16 protein-coding genes are annotated in these 16,984 nt (G+C 51.1%); 11 read left to right on the top strand and 5 right to left on the bottom strand.

Annotated features, from left to right (window positions below):
• The first annotated feature begins 219 nt into the window (after window positions 1-219).
• The 5 genes from H8K29_RS12230 (at window position 220) to H8K29_RS12210 (ending at window position 3,697) form a co-directional block, all read left to right on the top strand.
• Complete coding sequence (locus H8K29_RS12230) at window positions 220-837, top strand: LemA family protein (protein WP_186897804.1); 618 nt, start codon at window positions 220-222, stop codon at window positions 835-837.
• Complete coding sequence (locus H8K29_RS12225) at window positions 834-1,709, top strand: YgcG family protein (RefSeq protein ID WP_186897803.1); 876 nt, start codon at window positions 834-836, stop codon at window positions 1,707-1,709. Before H8K29_RS12230 ends, H8K29_RS12225 begins: the two co-directional genes overlap by 4 nt.
• 2 nt (window positions 1,710-1,711) lie before the next feature.
• Window positions 1,712-2,209, top strand: a complete 498-nt coding sequence (locus H8K29_RS12220) for a TPM domain-containing protein (protein ID WP_186897802.1) — start codon at window positions 1,712-1,714, stop codon at window positions 2,207-2,209.
• Window positions 2,210-2,537: 328 nt separating this feature from the next.
• Window positions 2,538-3,239 (top strand): pirin family protein, encoded by a 702-nt coding sequence (locus tag H8K29_RS12215; protein ID WP_186897801.1) that lies wholly within the window; start codon window positions 2,538-2,540, stop codon window positions 3,237-3,239.
• 32 nt (window positions 3,240-3,271) lie between these two features.
• Window positions 3,272-3,697 (top strand): DoxX family protein, encoded by a 426-nt coding sequence (locus H8K29_RS12210; RefSeq protein ID WP_186897800.1) that lies wholly within the window; start codon window positions 3,272-3,274, stop codon window positions 3,695-3,697.
• 70 nt (window positions 3,698-3,767) lie between these two features.
• On the opposite strand, the gene H8K29_RS12205 is transcribed toward H8K29_RS12210, so the two are convergent.
• Together H8K29_RS12205 and H8K29_RS12200 are read right to left on the bottom strand one after the other, a co-directional pair.
• Window positions 3,768-4,160, bottom strand: coding sequence for an OsmC family protein (locus H8K29_RS12205; protein WP_255423352.1), 393 nt, complete (start codon window positions 4,158-4,160; stop codon window positions 3,768-3,770).
• Window positions 4,161-4,246: 86 nt separating this feature from the next.
• A complete protein-coding gene (locus tag H8K29_RS12200; protein WP_222611472.1) occupies window positions 4,247-5,191 on the bottom strand; it encodes a VTT domain-containing protein in 945 nt (314 codons plus the stop codon).
• Window positions 5,192-5,474: 283 nt separating this feature from the next.
• Between H8K29_RS12200 and H8K29_RS12195 the strand changes: the two genes are divergently transcribed.
• A complete protein-coding gene (locus H8K29_RS12195; RefSeq protein ID WP_186897799.1) occupies window positions 5,475-6,422 on the top strand; it encodes a LysR family transcriptional regulator in 948 nt (315 codons plus the stop codon).
• A gap of 13 nt (window positions 6,423-6,435) precedes the next feature.
• Here H8K29_RS12195 and H8K29_RS12190 read toward each other — a convergent pair whose 3' ends face one another.
• From H8K29_RS12190 to H8K29_RS12180, 3 genes are all read right to left on the bottom strand, one after another.
• A complete protein-coding gene (locus tag H8K29_RS12190; protein ID WP_186897798.1) occupies window positions 6,436-7,851 on the bottom strand; it encodes an MFS transporter in 1,416 nt (471 codons plus the stop codon).
• A gap of 367 nt (window positions 7,852-8,218) precedes the next feature.
• A complete protein-coding gene (locus tag H8K29_RS12185) occupies window positions 8,219-10,063 on the bottom strand; it encodes a long-chain fatty acid--CoA ligase (protein WP_186897797.1) in 1,845 nt (614 codons plus the stop codon).
• Between the two features lie 413 nt (window positions 10,064-10,476).
• Complete coding sequence (locus tag H8K29_RS12180) at window positions 10,477-11,748, bottom strand: O-acetylhomoserine aminocarboxypropyltransferase/cysteine synthase family protein (protein WP_186897796.1); 1,272 nt, start codon at window positions 11,746-11,748, stop codon at window positions 10,477-10,479.
• 249 nt (window positions 11,749-11,997) lie between these two features.
• On the opposite strand from H8K29_RS12180, the gene H8K29_RS12175 reads away from it, so the two are divergent.
• The 5 genes from H8K29_RS12175 (at window position 11,998) to H8K29_RS12155 (ending at window position 16,974) form a co-directional block, all read left to right on the top strand.
• Complete coding sequence (locus tag H8K29_RS12175; protein ID WP_186897795.1) at window positions 11,998-13,209, top strand: acyl-CoA dehydrogenase family protein; 1,212 nt, start codon at window positions 11,998-12,000, stop codon at window positions 13,207-13,209.
• Window positions 13,210-13,222: 13 nt separating this feature from the next.
• A complete protein-coding gene (locus tag H8K29_RS12170; RefSeq protein WP_186897794.1) occupies window positions 13,223-14,020 on the top strand; it encodes a methionine ABC transporter ATP-binding protein in 798 nt (265 codons plus the stop codon).
• Entirely contained in the window at window positions 14,013-14,675 is a 663-nt protein-coding gene (locus H8K29_RS12165) for a methionine ABC transporter permease (RefSeq protein ID WP_186897837.1), read from the top strand. Before H8K29_RS12170 ends, H8K29_RS12165 begins: the two co-directional genes overlap by 8 nt.
• Before the next feature lie 71 nt (window positions 14,676-14,746).
• On the top strand, window positions 14,747-15,574 hold the full coding sequence (locus H8K29_RS12160; RefSeq protein ID WP_186897793.1) for a MetQ/NlpA family ABC transporter substrate-binding protein: 828 nt from the start codon (window positions 14,747-14,749) through the stop codon (window positions 15,572-15,574).
• A gap of 8 nt (window positions 15,575-15,582) precedes the next feature.
• Window positions 15,583-16,974 carry an LLM class flavin-dependent oxidoreductase gene (locus H8K29_RS12155; RefSeq protein ID WP_186897792.1) on the top strand — a complete coding sequence of 464 codons (1,392 nt, stop codon included), beginning with the start codon at window positions 15,583-15,585 and terminating at the stop codon, window positions 16,972-16,974.
• Window positions 16,975-16,984: the final 10 nt, after the last annotated feature.

The following is a 16,984-nucleotide window of genomic DNA, read 5'->3' as shown; positions in this document are numbered from 1 at the left end:
CCTTGCGCAGCAAGATATTCCAATTAAACTTAGCTAAGTTTCGTTAAAGTGAGTTAGTTGCAGGGAGGCGCGGTAGTTGGTCCGCGGCTTGGGGAGTAATGCACTCACGGAAGTGCAATTACTAAACTATCTTTCCGTTACGATATCTTTTTTGATGCAGGTAACAGGCGCTTACGCTATTCTTAACGAATGATGATTCAACATTTATGGAGTACTTCTATGCGTAAATTATGGCAGGCCGTATCCATCATCCTGATCCTTTGTTTATCTGGCTGTGGCTACAATACGATACAGACTGAAGACGAGCAAATTAAGTCAGACTGGTCAGAAGTGTTAAACCAGTATCAGCGACGAGCAGATCTGGTGCCGAATCTGGTGAGCACAGTCAAAGGTTTTGCGGAACAAGAGAAAGATGTGCTGCTCGGTGTCACCAATGCCCGCGCGAAAGTTGGCAGCTTACAAGCAACGCCTGAACTGATCAATAATCCCGAAGCCTTTGCTAAATTTCAGAGTGCACAAGGCGAATTATCAGGTGCACTGTCAAAGTTACTGGTTGTTACTGAAAATTATCCGCAGTTGAAATCTGACGCCGGTTTCCGCGATTTGCAGGCGCAACTGGAAGGCACTGAAAATCGTATTGCTGTCGCCAGAAATCGCTACATTAAATCCGTGCAGGAATATAACGTCACCGTTCGTTCTTTCCCTTCCAATCTGACCGCGATGGTTTTTGGATATCAGGTAAAACCTAATTTCACTGTTGAAAACGAAAAAGCACTTGCAGTGCCGCCGAAAGTTGATTTCGGTGCGCCGCAAGGGAATAACGGAAATCAGAAATGACTATTCTGAAAACGGCAAGAATGCTGATTCTTGCCGGTTCTTTATGCTGCTCATTTTTCGCCTCGGCAGAACTTGCCGTTCCTGCGCTGAGTCAGCATGTCACCGATCAGACGGGAACGCTCAACACAGAACAACAAAGCAGTCTGGAACAGACCTTGCAATCTTTCGAAGAAAAAAAAGGAAGCCAGATTGCAGTATTGATTATCGCCAGCACGGCACCGGAAACGATAGAGCAATATTCGCTGCGTGTCGCTGAACAATGGAAATTAGGTCGCAAGAAAATTGATGATGGCGCCATTCTGGTGATTGCCAAGAATGATCGCACTTTGCGCATAGAAGTCGGATATGGTCTCGAAGGTGCGCTCAATGACGCGACCAGCAAACGCATCATCAGCGAAACGATCATTCCGCAATTCAAGCAGGATAACTACTTTGGCGGTATCTCCGCCGGAATCAATCAGATGATCCAGGTCGTGAATGGTGAACCGCTGCCCGCAGTCAGACAGAGAAAGGCGACAAATGACGATGGTATTGGACAATATCTGCCTGTTCTGTTTATTTTCGCGATGGCCGCCGGCGGAATATTGCGTGCGATATTTGGCCGGCTTCCCGGCGCAATGATAACCGGCGCTGTTGTTGCAGGCTTAACCTGGATACTCGCTGGTGCGATCACGGTCGCTTTGATCGCCGGCATCATTGCGCTGATATTCACTCTGTTCAGCGGAAGCATCGGTGGACGTGGGGTCGGTACTTATCATGGCGGTGGAAACCATAACGATCATGGTGGTTTTGGTGGCGGCGGCTTTGGAGGTGGCGGTTTCAGCGGAGGCGGAGGCAGCTTTGGCGGTGGCGGCGCATCCGGACGGTGGTAATCATGAATCTGAGACGCATAATCAAACATTTATCGATGAGCCGCTGGCAACTGCGGCGCTATTTCCCTGAAAAATCTCTGCAAGCGATTGAGCAGACAATTAAGCTCAGCGAGACCCGGCATCTGGGTGAAATACGTTTTGCTGTCGAAGCCTCACTCGATGGCGCGCCGCTATTCAGGTATCAATCCTCCCGAGAACGTGCGATTAATCTGTTTTCCGAATTACGTATATGGGACACAGAACACAACAACGGTGTTCTGATCTATCTGCTGCTGGCCGACAAACGTGTCGAAATCATCGCAGACCGTGGAATCCACACGAAAACTGGTAACGCCGAATGGGGAAAAATCTGCCGTGATATGGAAAGCTACTTTCAACGAGCAGAATATGAGGCCGGTGTGATCGCCGGAATACAGGCTGTGACACAGCATCTGATACGGCACTACGCAACAGAACATAACACCCGCAATGAGTTACCGGATCAGCCTGTGCTGCTGTGAGCCGAAACACGCATCTTTCGCCAATTCGCACAGACGGAACAACGTAGCGATAAAAATGTAATACGTATTCTGTTTTCTTTTTTCATATTCCGGAATTCGTCACGGATATGCCCTGCCGGATGCAGCAATGATCTTGTTCAATCCAGAGCAAGATCAAAACTTCCCATATGCGGAAATAACATTGTTGCTATGACTCTATGAGTGTCATCAATATGCAATTCAAAGTGATTGGGCATTCAAATTTTTTAAATGATGTCGTCAAACGGCACGCGGCATCAGGTCGCAGGGAAATGAAATAATCACTGCCATCAACAAGGAGAAACCTATCATGCTTACACTCAGAAAATCTCAAAGTCGTGGTCGTGCGGATCATGGATGGCTTAAAAGTAATCACTCATTTTCTTTCGCAGATTATTACGATCCTGATCATTCAGGCTGGGGCAATCTGCTGGTGATCAATGAAGACGTTATCGCTCCCGGCACTGGATTTGGCACTCATGGCCATCGCGACATGGAAATCATCAGCTATGTGTTATCCGGGCAACTCGCGCATCAGGACAGTATGGGTAACATCAAAGGCATTCCGCCAGGCGATGTGCAAAGAATGAGTGCGGGTACCGGCGTCAGACATAGTGAATTCAATCACGCAGAAGGTGAAACCACCCATTTTCTGCAGATATGGATTACGCCAAAGCAAAAAGGAATCGCGCCGGGCTACGAGCAAAAAACGATTCCGGCAGCGAAAAAACGTGGCACTTTGTGTTTAGTTGCATCCCCTGATGGTGCGCGGGATTCTGTTGCGATGAATGCGGACGCTGCGCTGTATTCCGGCTTGTTTGATGGCGATGAAAAAGCGGAACTGATCTTAAATCCTGCACGTAAAGCGTATGTGCATCTGATACGCGGAGAACTGGAAGTCAATGGTCAGCGCATCAGTGGTGGTGATGCTTTCAAAATTGAGAATGAAAGCAAGATTACCCTCACCAATGGCAAAGACGCTGAAGTATTAGTGTTTGATCTGACTGCCTGAACAAGCTGTTTCACTAAAGAATCGGAGTCACTATGTTTGATGCATTAAAAAATCCTTTGGCACTCGCTGGTCGCTTATTGCTGGCCTCGCTGTTTTTACCTGCGGGGATCGGTAAGCTCACGGGTTTTGCAGGCACTATCGCTTATATCAGTTCGGCAGGGTTGCCTATGCCTGCACTGGCTGCGGCAGCCGCGCTCATCGTTGAAATCGGCGGTGGCGCAGCACTGATTGCCGGTGCTGGCACACGCATTGCTGCCTTGGTACTTGCGCTGTTCACGCTGGTCGCATCATTTGTTTTTCATGCTTACTGGGCGGTTCCGGCTGATCAGCAATATGTCACGCAATTGCTGTTCTTTAAAAATATTGCGGTTGCCGGTGGCTTGCTGACACTGGTCGCGTGGGGCGCTGGTGCATGGAGTATTGATGCTCGTATGGCGAAAAATTCTCGGCACCGTTAATCTCGGCAAATATAAAAAAAGGCGTCGTCCAGACGCCTTTTTTCTTTGCTACGCGATATCAGGAATCGCTTCAGATCAGCTCACTATCGATCTGAAACTGTCCGCTCAGCGCTTTATGTATTGGGCACTTATTCGCAATACGCAGTAAATCTTCACGCGTTGTCTGATCCAGCTCGCCAAGCAATTGTATGCGCCGGATCAGGCGATAAATACCACCCGATTCTTCCCGGTCAATTTCCACATGTATGCCTGCAAGAGCATATCCTTTGCGCTTCGCATACAACTCCAGCGTCAGCGCGGTACATGCCCCGAGTGCGGAATCAAGCAGCTCATGCGGCGAAGGATGTTGCCCTGATCCGCCAGATTTTTTATCGATGTCAGAAATCCATTGCAAACCTTCAAATTCGACATTGCATGCAGTGCTGCCACTAGCGGCTTGCCAATCAACCGAAATCGTCATCATCAAACTCCTTTTAAATTAAATGGCAGGTAGAAAAATTATCCTGCCGCATCTGAATCACATATGCCGATAGTCTGAGATATCAGACATTACGCGTGGCCGATTGTCTCTACCGGATACCCCGCATCGATCCAGGCGTCGATACCGCCATGTAAAACACTGGCGGCAATTCCACGCCGACTCAGTAAATACGCAGCTTTGAGTGCGGACGCATCATTCGGACACGAGCAATATGTAATAATTTTTGCGCTTGCCGGCCATGTGTCGACAGGGGCAGTTTCTATGCCGCTTAATTCTATGTGTCTGGCACCTTGAATATGTGTCCCCAGCGCGCCCGGGGCCAAAGAAACACGGACGTCAACAATCACGAGTTCTTCACCACGCTCAAGCAGATCAGCCAGCTGAGCAGGTGCTACACGCGGCAAACTGGCCACCGAGCGTTTCACGCGCCAGCGCCGCCAGATACGTATGGCAATGTATAAAGCAACTCCACAAGCAACCAGCAACATGGCGGTATCGCCAAGCTGACTCAGGTAAGCCAGCAGTTGCCCGACCTGATTGTGAAACAGTAAGCCTCCTGCAATACCACTGCCTGCCCACAGCAGCGTGCCGGCAATATTAAATATCACAAATGATGACACCCGCATGCCCATTGCCCCTGCCAGCGGCGGTGTGAGAATCGACAGTCCCGGAACAAACTTGGCGACGACCAGAGTTGCGATACCACGGCGGGCAAAACTCAGCTCACTCTGGCGCACACAAGTATCGGGAGAAATTGAAATCCGGCACAGCAATGCCAATACGCGATGACCAAACCTGCGCCCGGCATAGAACCAGACGGAATCGGCAATCATTGATGCCAGCGTCGCCACTGCCAGCGCCTGAACCGCAAACACACCGTTATCTGCCGCCGCGACACCGGCTAACAACAGAAAAGGCAGGGCGGGAATAGGAGCACCGAGTTGCTCGACCAGTACACCAAAAAACAGTGCCAGCAACCCGTGCTGAGAAAAAAGAGAGGTGATATTTTCCATTGTGACCGACTTGAATGTTCCTGATAAAGCTGACTCCGCAGTCTACCATTTCAGTTTTGTTCTGGCGCGAACAAATAGCGAATCTCTGCGATCAAACTGCGGCGATGTTTTCGCGTTGGCATTTTTTGAAAATGCCTGACGACCGTCTCTCATCAATATCGCCCATCAAGCAATAAGCAATGAGCAACCTGATCCCACCTCCCCCTCATGTCTGACAAACACACTGTTTCCACTGGTGAAATTTGATGTCATGATTCTGAATAAATGAACGAATAAATACACTATGAATACTCCCCGTGATGTCCTGACGCCAGCGGTACTGGCGATGTTGCAAGTCATCGCTGATACCGGCAGCTTTGCCGCGGCGGCGCGCGCCAGCAATATGGTGCCAAGTGCCCTGACCTATCGCGTGCGTCAGATCGAAGAAGCGCTCGATGTATTGCTGTTTGATCGCAGTTCCCGTCAGGCACAATTAACGGCTGCAGGGATGGAATTACTACGCGAGGGAAACAGTCTGCTGGAAGAAATCGACGCCATCGCCAATCGTGTGAAACGCGTTGCTACCGGCTGGGAGCCACAATTCACCATCGCCGTTGACAGCATCATTGATCGCACAACGATCATGGAATTGTGTGAACAGTTCTTTCAGATGAATCCACCAACGCGGCTTAAACTAAGGGCGGAAACCTTATCCGGCACCTTGGAGGCGCTGACATCAGGACAAGCCGATCTGGCTATCGGTGTCGTGATGGACAGCAATACGAAAACCGGCTTACAACGCGAACACCTGGGCACTGTCGATTTTGCCTTCGCCGTCGCGCCGCATCACCCGTTGGCAACCGCGACAGAACCCTTGTCTGACAAGGTGATACGCCAGTATCGTGCGGTTGCTATTGCCGACTCAGTCAAACAAGGAACCAGCATGTCGATAGGTTTGCTGACAGGGCAAGATGTGTTCACCGTTGCCGATATGTCCGCCAAACTGGAGGCGCAGGTGCGAGGGCTGGGAGCAGGATTTTTACCGACCTGCCTTGCTAACCCATGTATAGACAGCGGAAAACTGGTCGTCAGAAAAGTGGAACGGGCACAGCAGCAGGTACAGTCAAGTTACGCGTGGCGTCAAAGCAGTAAAGCCATGCAAGGACGTGCGCTGCAATGGTGGCTGGATCAACTGCAAGCGCCAGTCACCCGCGCAGCATTACTGGGAGTACGCCGACAGCGCCATCTCTGATGCGGCAAAGCTGCTACGACTCCTTATCTGCAACGACGCCCTTCGTGACGTTTTCACCGTCCTCATTTTTTAAGGTCCAGAAAAATATCGACGACAACATCGTGACCACACCTAATGTGAGGAAGGCGTGGTGTAACGCACTGGTTACCGCCAGTTGATCGCTCTGCGGAAGCGCGCCGAGATACCATGCTGCGACCAGTGAGCCGCAAGCCAGCCCGAAACTCAAGGCCATCTGCTGCAAAGAACTGCCTATTGTGCTGGCCATGCTGGAATCGACGGGCTCAATATCGGCATACGTCATCGAGTTGATACTGGAAAACTGCAGTGAGTTAAAAAATCCCTGCGCCAGACTCAGCGCCACAATCAATATCAACGGTGCGGAAGAGGAAACACGGGCAAACAAGCAGATCGTCACGCCTATCATGAACGTATTTGTAATCAGAATTTTGCGATAACCAAATTGACGCAGCAAATGCCGGGCGATCAGTTTCATACCCATCGCGGCTGCGGCCGCTGGCATCATCAGTAATCCGGACTGCCATGCAGGTAAGCCCAGCCCCAACTGATACAACAAAGGCAGTAAAAACGGCAGCCCACCTATACCTAAGCGCGTAACAAAACCACCGACAATAGACACTCGGAACGTGCGTATCTGAAACAGATTTAAGCGTAACAACGGATATGGCGTATGTTGCGAATGCCATCCATAAGCTGCCAGTAATATCAGCGAGATCAAAAACAGAACTGACTCCGACGTAATATCAAGGCGGTGCTCACCAAAGATTTCCAGCAGCCATGACAGCAAAGCAGTTCCGGTGCCGAATAAGACCAATCCAACCACGTCCAGCGGGCGCTCCTCATTCCCGTAATAATCCGGCATGTGGCGATACGCCAGCCACAGCGCAATGATGCCAACCGGCACATTGATAAAGAAAATCACACGCCACGACAACCAGTGCACAATCAGTCCACCAACGGTCGGCCCCAATAACGGGCCTATCAGTGCAGGGATGATCACAAAATTCATCGCAGTCAGTAATTCTGTTTTTGGGAAAGTACGGATAATCGCCAGCCGGCCGACGGGCATCATCATGGCGGCTCCGATGCCCTGCAAAATGCGGGTTGCGACGAGCATAGGAACACTGACTGCCAGACCACTCAGAACCGAAGCGACGGTAAAAATTGCGACGGCAAAACCAAATACCCGGCGTGTCCCAAAGCGATCTGCAATCCAACCACTGACAGGAATACCAACGGCCAGACTCAGAATATAACTGGTTACTGCGGCCTTCAAACTTAAAGGCGTCACCTGCAAGCTCGCCGCCATAGAAGGAATCGCGGTATTCAGAATAGTCGCGTCGAGCTGTTCCATGAATAGAGCAATCGCGACGACCCATGGCAGATAAGATTTGACCTTGAGATCATTCATCGTAAGTGCGCTGACATTGTGAGAAAGTGAAAATACCTGGCATAACGTGAGGCGATTTGAAACAAGCTTGCCAGTGTAACCCTAAGACGGTAACGCGTCACGCTGCCGTATGCAGATGAATCGGTACGCCATCAGAATTTTCTGCACGAAATATGCAGATCGCTGGATGCGCGACCTTACGTAAGGTCGCCATCAAACCGAAAATAGAAAAACCTCCCCTGTACCGTTGATCGGGAACGATACAAAGGCGGGGAAAACAAAATCGCGGAATGCTCAAGCATGCACCAGAACGCGCAGGAATAACGGACACCAGTCCCTGCATTATCTGGATAAACATTGCAGAGACTGGTGTCCGACGATGGCAGGTTTATTTTTTTCGTGGAGCGTAAATACGTGCCATGTCTTCTGCAAAGTGCTTTTGCAAATTCAGACGTTTCAACTTCAGCGTTGGTGTGATCAAGGTACTTTCTATCGTCCACGGCTCGGTCGATAAAATCACGCCTTTAGGCTGGGCGTAAAACGGAAAGCTGCTGGTCAGTTCACGCACACGCTTCAACACCACGTCAGTTGCAGCGGGGGATTTTAAATTGTTCAGATCCGTGGCATCTAACCCTAACGTTTGCGCTAACTGCGCCCAGTAAGACTGACTCAGTACAACGACGCAACCGATGAAAGGCGCATTCTCACCAAAAGCGTACACCTGCTCAAATGCCGGATCGGTGGAAATTGCGATTTCCAGATCGACAGGCGCAATTTTTTCACCAGTCGATGTCACGATAATCTCTTTGACGCGGCCGAGTATGCGCACGCGACCATCGACGACTTCCGCCTGATCACCGGTACGCAGCCAGCCATCAATAAATGCTTTGGCGGTATCTTCTTCACGCTTCCAGTAACCGCGCATCACATTCGGACCGCGCACCTGCAGCTCAGCGTTTTCACCTACCCTTACCTCAACACCTTCAAGAATTCGCCCGACGGTGGAAGGATTATTGTCGTCCGGTGCGTTGAATGCCACAACCGGCGCGGTTTCTGTCATGCCGTATCCCTGCACAATAGGAATTCCGAGGCCGAGGAAGCAACGCGAGATCGACGTGGAAAGTGCAGCTCCGCCACTCACTGCAACGCGCAGGCGACCACCAAACTGATTTTTTAATTTGCTGGCAACTACAGGCTCCAGCACACGCCAGACGATAGCATCGCCAAGACGTTGTAACGCACCATCTGATGATAAATGCTGCGCGCGTGTAAAGCGTCGCCAGCCCACTGCGATCGCAGCATTAAACAAAAACGACTGTACTTTTGACTGAGCCAGCCTGGTCTGAATCACGCTGTACACACGCTCGTAAATCCTCGGCACAGAAATCAAAATCGTCGGCTTAATCGTGACCAACTCTTCTGGCAACTGCTTGACCGAATGCGAGAACGCAACACAGGCACCGGCCGCCACTGGCAGGTAATAACCAGCGGTACGCTCAAAGGTATGCGACAAAGGCAGGAACGACAGAAATACATCGCTAATTACCGGCGCCACACGTGCAACCACGGCTTTCACATTCGACATGACATTATTGTGCGTCAGCATCACGCCCTTGGGCTTACCTGTGGTACCTGAGGTGTAAACCAAGGCGGCAAGATCATCCGCCGCAGCCTCGGCCAGCCCCCCGGCAGCATTCACACTCGCCGCCGCAGACAGCCATTCTTCGCTTGAAACGACAGGAACACCGGCGGGATAATCAGCCGCTGTCAGATTTTTTTCCAGCACCACGACCTGACGTAAAGCAGGCAGCGCAATCCCGGCATTGCCTATGTCTTTCCATTGTTGATCAGTTGTTGCGATCAGAACGGAAGCATCACTGTCACCGATGATGTAAGCAATACTTTCAGGATTATCAAGCGCATGCATAGGAACCGGCACGCACGCCATCTGCAACGCCGCCTGATCGATGCACACCGCCTGCAAACCATTCGGCAACAAAATCGCGATACGCGCACCACGCTCCAGATTCAACAACGACAGCGCCCGCACGCAGCCCATCACACGCTGATGGGTTTCTTCCCATGTGTAACTGATCCATTGACCATTTTGTTCATTAAACTGCCGATAAGCTTCTGCGGACGGCGTTTTCGCTACGCGCCATGTGAAAAGTTCAGCGAGGGTCCGGAGGTCTGTCAATGCGCGCTCTTGCAATGGTCTCTGTTGGTTTGACATGATTTTTAAGTTTTCGTTAAGCACCGCTCTGTGACGGTAGGCTGGGCGCCGGATGAGACTGCAGCTCAGACAACATGTTCAGGAAAATAATTTGCTTCTGGCAAGTAAGAGGCTGCGTATGAACAAATACGCCACATGTGAAACATGCGGCATATGCGACGCATGCAATACCTGATTCACTCAGACAGCATATGTTTATATTACTACTATGACAGCATATCGGCGCAGAACAGTCGGCTGAAAATAGCACATCCGTGCGGAATTCAGGGCAAACGAATTATAGGACGCCATCAGGCCGGGGCATTGACTTGGGTCATTGACAGAATGAGCAAAAAATTGCTATTCCTTACTGCGGATGACAATCAGTGAGATGCGCCCTGACGCAAAGCCTGCGATCAGGGCGACATATTATGTTATGAAGCGGCTAATGCCTGTTCGAGATCAGCGATCAGATCGTCGATATGTTCAATACCGATCGACAAGCGCACGGTGTCTTCGGTCACGCCTGCTTTGGCGAGTTCTTCCGGATTTAATTGCCGGTGCGTCGTCGTCGCAGGATGGCATGCGAGAGATTTAGCGTCGCCGATATTTACTAAACGAGTAAAGAGTTGCAAGGCATCCTGAAAGCGCCCGCCAGCTTCACGTCCACCTTGCAGACCAAAAGTCAGTATTCCTGATGGCTTACCACCCAGATATTTCTGCGCCAGCGCATGATCTTTATGATCTGGCAAACCAGCATAATTCACCCACTTCACTTTCGCGTGCTGTTGCAGATATTCGGCAATCTTGCGTGTATTGTCGGTAATACGATCCAGTCTTAACGCCAGCGTTTCTATGCCCTGCAAAATCAGGAAGGCATTGAACGGCGACAAGGCAGCGCCCGTATTACGCAATGGCACCACGCGCGCACGGCCTATGTAGGCGGCAGGGCCTAAAGCTTCGGTATAAACGACACCGTGATATGAGACATCAGGCTCATTCAGACGTTTAAAACGTTGCTTGTGTTCTGCCCAAGGAAACTTGCCGGAATCAACGATGATGCCACCTATCGTCGTGCCATGCCCGCCCAGATATTTGGTCAGCGAATGCACCACGATATCGGCACCAAACTCAATCGGGCGCAACAGATACGGCGATGGCACCGTGTTATCGACAATCAGCGGCACACCATGTCTGTGCGCAACGGCAGCAATCGCTTCGATATCGGTGATATTACCCAGCGGATTACCAATCGATTCAACAAACACTGCTTTGGTTTTATCATCAATCAGCTTGGAAAACGACTCCGGGTCACGATAATCCGCGAAGCGGGTTTCTATGCCGAATTGTGGCAAGGTATGCGCAAAAAGATTATAGGTACCGCCATATAACGTCGATGCCGAAACGATGTTGTCGCCAGCCTCAGCAATCGTCTGTATTGCATACGTGATAGCGGCTTGCCCGGATGCCAATGCCAGTCCAGCGATGCCGCCTTCAAGTGCCGCAACGCGTTTTTCCAGCACATCATTGGTCGGATTCATGATCCGTGAATAAATATTCCCCTGCACCTTCAGATCAAATAAATCTGCGCCATGCTGGGTGTTATCGAAAGCATAGGCAACGGTCTGATAAATCGGCACCGCAACTGCACGTGTCGTCGGGTCTGGCGAATAACCGCCGTGAACAGCAATAGTTTCCAGTTTCATTGATGGTTTCCTGTCGTTTGAGATGGTTTGAAAAAAGCTGTGATGATCATAAAAAGCGCCAGAACACCTGACAAGGAAGCATTTCATATTTCTATAGTTGAAAATTAAAAAAACAACAGATTTCAACTATCAGCATCTGATTTTCAACATAGGAAAATTCCGCATAAGCAAGGCGAAATATCTTCGTGTACCGCAATAAAGCCAGATGCAATACTGACCCAACATATTGCTCATCCATCAGGTATTCGCATGTCCCGACGACTACAAACATTAAGTGACGCCATCGATTTTCCATCTCCTGAAAACGAGGTGATTGCCATCGCCACCAACCTGGCTGATCGTCTGGCGCAAAGCGCAGTCGAACGTGATCAGGCTGGTGGTCATGCGGCAACAGAACGCGCATGGATACGTGAATCCGGCTTGTTGACCTTATCCATTCCTGAGGAATTTGGCGGTCAGGGCGCGAGCTGGGCAACGATATTGCAGATCGTACGATTGCTCGCCAAAGCTGATAGCGCACTCGCGCATGTGTTTGCATTTCACCACTTGCAAATTGCAGGCATAGAGTTGTATGGCAACGCGCAGCAACGCCGTCGGCTTTACAGCGCCACCGTCGCACAGAAATTATTCTGGGGTAATGCGCTGAATCCTTTAGATAAACGCACGATTGCGACGCGTACTCAAGATGGCTATCTGCTCAACGGTATTAAAAGTTTTTCGTCTGGCTCAGTGGGTTCGGACTGGCTGACCATTTCAGCTTGGGATGAAGCAACGCAAAGCGCGCTGATTGCGGCCATACCAAGCACCCAACCCGGCATACGCATACAGGCAGACTGGGATGCCTTCGGCCAGCGCCAGACAGATAGCGGCAACGTGCATTTCGATCATGTCTTCCTTCCTGACGATCTGGTGTTGCAGGCGCCGGGACAAGTACCAACGGCGCAAGCCACACTGCGCTCGCAAATTGCCCAACTGATGATGGCAAACCTGTATCTGGGCATCGCGTCCGGTGCGTTTGATGCCGCCCGCAACTACACGCGGGATAAGGCCAGAGCCTGGTTTTCCTCAGGAGTCAGCGCCGCCACAGAAGACCCTTACATTCAGCATCGTTATGGTGAACTCTGGTTATTGCTGCGCCCGGCGACGGCACTTGCCGATCTGGCGGCACAAGAACTGGAGCGCACTTTCAGAAAAGGGGCGCTGGTCACTGCCGCAGAGCGAGGTGCGCTTGCGATCTCGGTTGCGGAGGCAAAATGCCTTGCGCACCGCGCAGGTATTGAGGTGAGCTCACAAATGTTTGAACTGACCGGCGCCAGCTCAACATCCAGCCGCTATGGCTACGACCGTTTCTGGCGCAATGTCCGGGTACATACGCTGCACGACCCGATTGATTACAAACTACGTGATCTGGGGCGCTATGCACTGAACGGCAGCGCGCCTGAACCGACCGCCTATTCGTGATACGGAGCCCATCATGAGCGACAACATCATACGAATACAGTCTGCCAGCAAATCCTTTGTGCTGCCGCACGGCGACATTTTTCAGGCGGTCAACAACGTCAGTCTGGACATTGCAAAAGGCGATATTTTTGGTCTGATAGGAAAAAGCGGCGCAGGAAAATCAACGCTGCTGCGTCTGTTCAATTTACTGGAGCGGCCAGACACCGGCAGCATCACTGTCGCCGGTAACGAACTGACGCGACTCAACAAAAAACAATTGCGTGAAGCACGCCAGAACATAGGCATGATTTTTCAGCAGTTCAATCTTTTACAAAATGCCAGCGTGTTCGACAACGTCGCGTTCCCGCTGAAGATACACACCCATCTGAGCAAACACGAGATCCGTGAACGTGTAGAGGAATGTCTGAATATCGTCGGCCTGACGAATAAAGCCAACAGCTACCCGGCGCAGTTATCCGGCGGGCAGAAGCAACGCGTTGCAATCGCACGCGCGCTGGCGAGCAGACCGCAAGTGCTGTTGTGCGATGAACCGACCTCATCTCTCGATGCAGAAACAACACGCGAAGTGCTGGACACTTTGCGCGATATTAATCAACGTTTAGGAGTCACGATTGTGATCGTCAGTCATGAATTATCCGTCCTCAGCAGTATTTGCAATCATGTCGCGGTGATCGTCGATGGGGAAGTCGCCGAAAGCTTTGCGCTGGCCGATACCGACATCCCACGCCAAACCGCATTAGGGCGTGAACTGGCGTATTACAGCCGCGAAGAAAGCAGCGCCGGACAGTGGAAAGATCTTGCCCATGTTTGAAAATCTGATCTCACTGTTACCTGAACTCGGAACGGCTCTGCTGCAAACGCTGACCATGTTGGGTATAGGCTTGTCAGCCGCCGTCATCATCGGCGGGCCACTCGGTATTCTGTTGTTTCTGGTTGGCGAAGGGCAATCGCTACAGCACCGCCCCCTCGCACTGGCGCTCGGCTGGCTGGTCAATACTGTACGCTCATTTCCTTTCATCATTTTGCTGGTCGCACTGGTGCCATTCACACGCTGGCTCGTCGGCACCTCCATCGGCCCGTTGGCAGCAACAGTGCCGCTGTCGTTTGCCGCGATTCCTTATTTCGCAAGGCTGGTTGAACAAAACTGCAAAGAAGTGCCACGCGGCGTCATCGAAGCTGCCCATGCGATGGGCGCAACCGAATTTCAAATCGTCTGGCGGGTCTTGCTGGTCGAAGCCCGTTCCGGTCTGGTGCTCGCCCTGACGGTATTGGCCATCAGCTTTCTGAGTTATTCCGCCATTGCTGGTGTGGTCGGCGGCGGTGGCATCGGTGATCTTGCGATCCGTTACGGCTACTACCGCTTTCAGACCGATGTCATGTTTTTTACTGTTGCCATTCTGATTGTTCTGGTGCAGTTGATTCAGTTCACCGGCAGCCGTATCGCCAGAAAAATTGATCATCGCTGATTCGTTACCGTCACCGCTACCGTTACCTTTACTGCATTCACTTTCATACTCAACTTTCTGAAGGAATTTCTATGCTGCGTCGTAAATTTTTGACTACCCTGTTGACGAGCTTAGCGCTCGCCGTTTCCGTTCCGGCATTGGCGAAAGACCCGAAAGAATTAGTCATCGGTACAAGCGCAGGCCCGTATGCCGATCAGGTGAAATTAGGCATTAAGCCTGTACTGGAAAAGCAGGGATACAAAGTTAAAGTCGTCGAATTTAACGACTATATACAACCGAATTTTGCCCTCGCCGAAGGCTCACTCGATGCGAATGCGTTTCAACACATCATCTATCTGACCAAGTTTTCGACTGAAAACAAATTGCCATTAAGCGAGCTGATTAAAGTCCCCACGGCACCGATTGCGATCTACAGCAAAAAACATACTTCACTGAACCAAGTTAAAGAAGGCACGACCGTCGCCTTACCAAATGATCCGACCAATCAGGCCAGAGCACTGGTGCTGCTCGACCAGTTAGGATGGATCAAACTGCGGGCAAATTTCGATCCTATCCGTGCCTCGGAAAAAGATATTGCCGACAACATCAAAAAAATCAAACTGATTCCGCTGGAAGCAGCGCAGTTACCACGCTCGTTGCAAGACACAGATTACTCGTTTGTGAATGGCAATTTCGCGCTGGCGTCTGGCTTGAAACTGAGCGAAGCGTTGGCGCGTGAAAAAATCTCTGCCAATTATCAAAACCTGGTCGCGATCCGCACTGCAGATAAAGGCAAAGCCTGGGTGAAAGATCTGGAAGCCGCTTATCGTTCACGCGAGTTTCTGGATATCACGAATAAACATTTCGCCGGGTTCTCCAAACCGGATTATCAGCAAGCGCTGGAAAACAGCGGAAAATAAATCAGGCCATGAGCAAAGTCATCCGCTTCAATGCGTTTCAGATGAATACCGTCGGCCATCAGTCGCCGGGGCTGTGGCGACATCCCAGCGATCAAAGCCATCAATACACCAGCGCCCGGCACTGGACCGAGCTCGCACGCTTACTGGAATACGGTTTATTTGACGCCGTATTCCTGGCCGATGTGCTGGGTGTGTATGACGTCTTTGAGGGCAAGGTGGATGCGGCACTGAAACATGCGATACAAATTCCTTTAAACGACCCGCTGACCTTGGTGCCCATCATGGCGAGCGTAACCAAACATCTGGGCTTTGGCGTGACATGTGCATTAACCAGTGAACATCCCTATCCGTTTGCGCGTCGCTTATCGACACTCGATCATCTGACCGAAGGACGCATAGGTTGGAATATCGTCACTGGCTATCTCGACAGCGCCGCCCGCAATCTGGGTCTGCAGCAGCAACTCGGTCACGACGAACGCTATGACCTGGCAGATGAATATCTGGAGGTCGTCTATAAATTGTGGGAAAAAAGCTGGGATGAGCAAGCGCTTCAGCGCGACAAATTGCGCGGTATTTATGCCGACCCGGCACATGTGCATGCGATTGCGCACGAAGGCCGGTATTTCAAAGTACCGGGTATTCACTTATCTGAACCGTCACCACAAAGAACGCCACTCTTGTTTCAGGCTGGCACTTCCAAGCGCGGTACTGCATTTGCCGCCAGACATGCTGAATGCACGTTTGTCAGCGGCCCCAGCAAACAAGTCGTCAAACGCTATGTCGATGATATTCGGCAGGCGGTCGTTGCCGCTGGCCGCCAGCCGTCCGACATTCTGATTTATGCGCAAGCACTGATCATCACCGCCGAAACCGAAAAAGAAGCGCAAGCCAAATATCTGGATTATCGGCAGTACCTCGATATAGAAGCATCGCTGACCTTGTTATCTGGCTGGACCGGTGTCGACTTTTCACAATTCCCACTCGATGCCACGATAGACTACATCGAGTCAGATGCAGGCAGATCGGCGCTGGCCTCGTTCAGTGCAGCAGATCCCTCAAAAAAATGGACGGTTAGGGAAGCGGCAGAATTCATTGCGCTCGGTGGTCGCGGGCCGGTCTTCATCGGTGACCCGCAACAAATCGCTACCCAGTTAGAAGCCTGGGTCGATGAAACAGGTATCGACGGTTTTAACCTTGCGTTTGCCATCGCCCACGAAACGATGCGCGATGTCGTGAATCTGATCGTTCCCGAATTACAGCGCCGCAAACGCTACAAGACCAGGTATGCCAGCGGCAGCTTGCGACATCAGCTGTTCGGCAAAGGCCCTTATTTACCTACAAATCATGCCGGACGCCGGGTCAGCATCACGCCCCCGGTCGCAGCTACAGCTGCAGCCTGATTATTTCTTT

The sequence above is a fragment of the Undibacterium sp. CY21W genome, from assembly GCF_014284265.1.
GTDB classification, from domain to species: domain Bacteria; phylum Pseudomonadota; class Gammaproteobacteria; order Burkholderiales; family Burkholderiaceae_D; genus Undibacterium; species Undibacterium aquatile.
This window is presented reverse-complemented; position numbering and strand designations above follow the sequence as displayed.

Bases quoted from the DNA above. Each gene is read 5' to 3' on its own strand.
- H8K29_RS12230 (WP_186897804.1), top strand. From the start codon at position 220: ATGCGTAAATTATGGCAGGCCGTATCCATCATCCTGATCCTTTGTTTA.
- H8K29_RS12225 (WP_186897803.1), top strand. From the start codon at position 834: ATGACTATTCTGAAAACGGCAAGAATGCTGATTCTTGCCGGTTCTTTA.
- H8K29_RS12220 (WP_186897802.1), top strand. From the start codon at position 1,712: ATGAATCTGAGACGCATAATCAAACATTTATCGATGAGCCGCTGGCAA.
- H8K29_RS12215 (WP_186897801.1), top strand. From the start codon at position 2,538: ATGCTTACACTCAGAAAATCTCAAAGTCGTGGTCGTGCGGATCATGGA.
- H8K29_RS12210 (WP_186897800.1), top strand. From the start codon at position 3,272: ATGTTTGATGCATTAAAAAATCCTTTGGCACTCGCTGGTCGCTTATTG.
- H8K29_RS12205 (WP_255423352.1), bottom strand. From the start codon at position 4,160: ATGATGACGATTTCGGTTGATTGGCAAGCCGCTAGTGGCAGCACTGCA.
- H8K29_RS12200 (WP_222611472.1), bottom strand. From the start codon at position 5,191: ATGGAAAATATCACCTCTCTTTTTTCTCAGCACGGGTTGCTGGCACTG.
- H8K29_RS12195 (WP_186897799.1), top strand. From the start codon at position 5,475: ATGAATACTCCCCGTGATGTCCTGACGCCAGCGGTACTGGCGATGTTG.
- H8K29_RS12190 (WP_186897798.1), bottom strand. From the start codon at position 7,851: ATGAATGATCTCAAGGTCAAATCTTATCTGCCATGGGTCGTCGCGATT.
- H8K29_RS12185 (WP_186897797.1), bottom strand. From the start codon at position 10,063: ATGTCAAACCAACAGAGACCATTGCAAGAGCGCGCATTGACAGACCTC.
- H8K29_RS12180 (WP_186897796.1), bottom strand. From the start codon at position 11,748: ATGAAACTGGAAACTATTGCTGTTCACGGCGGTTATTCGCCAGACCCG.
- H8K29_RS12175 (WP_186897795.1), top strand. From the start codon at position 11,998: ATGTCCCGACGACTACAAACATTAAGTGACGCCATCGATTTTCCATCT.
- H8K29_RS12170 (WP_186897794.1), top strand. From the start codon at position 13,223: ATGAGCGACAACATCATACGAATACAGTCTGCCAGCAAATCCTTTGTG.
- H8K29_RS12165 (WP_186897837.1), top strand. From the start codon at position 14,013: ATGTTTGAAAATCTGATCTCACTGTTACCTGAACTCGGAACGGCTCTG.
- H8K29_RS12160 (WP_186897793.1), top strand. From the start codon at position 14,747: ATGCTGCGTCGTAAATTTTTGACTACCCTGTTGACGAGCTTAGCGCTC.
- H8K29_RS12155 (WP_186897792.1), top strand. From the start codon at position 15,583: ATGAGCAAAGTCATCCGCTTCAATGCGTTTCAGATGAATACCGTCGGC.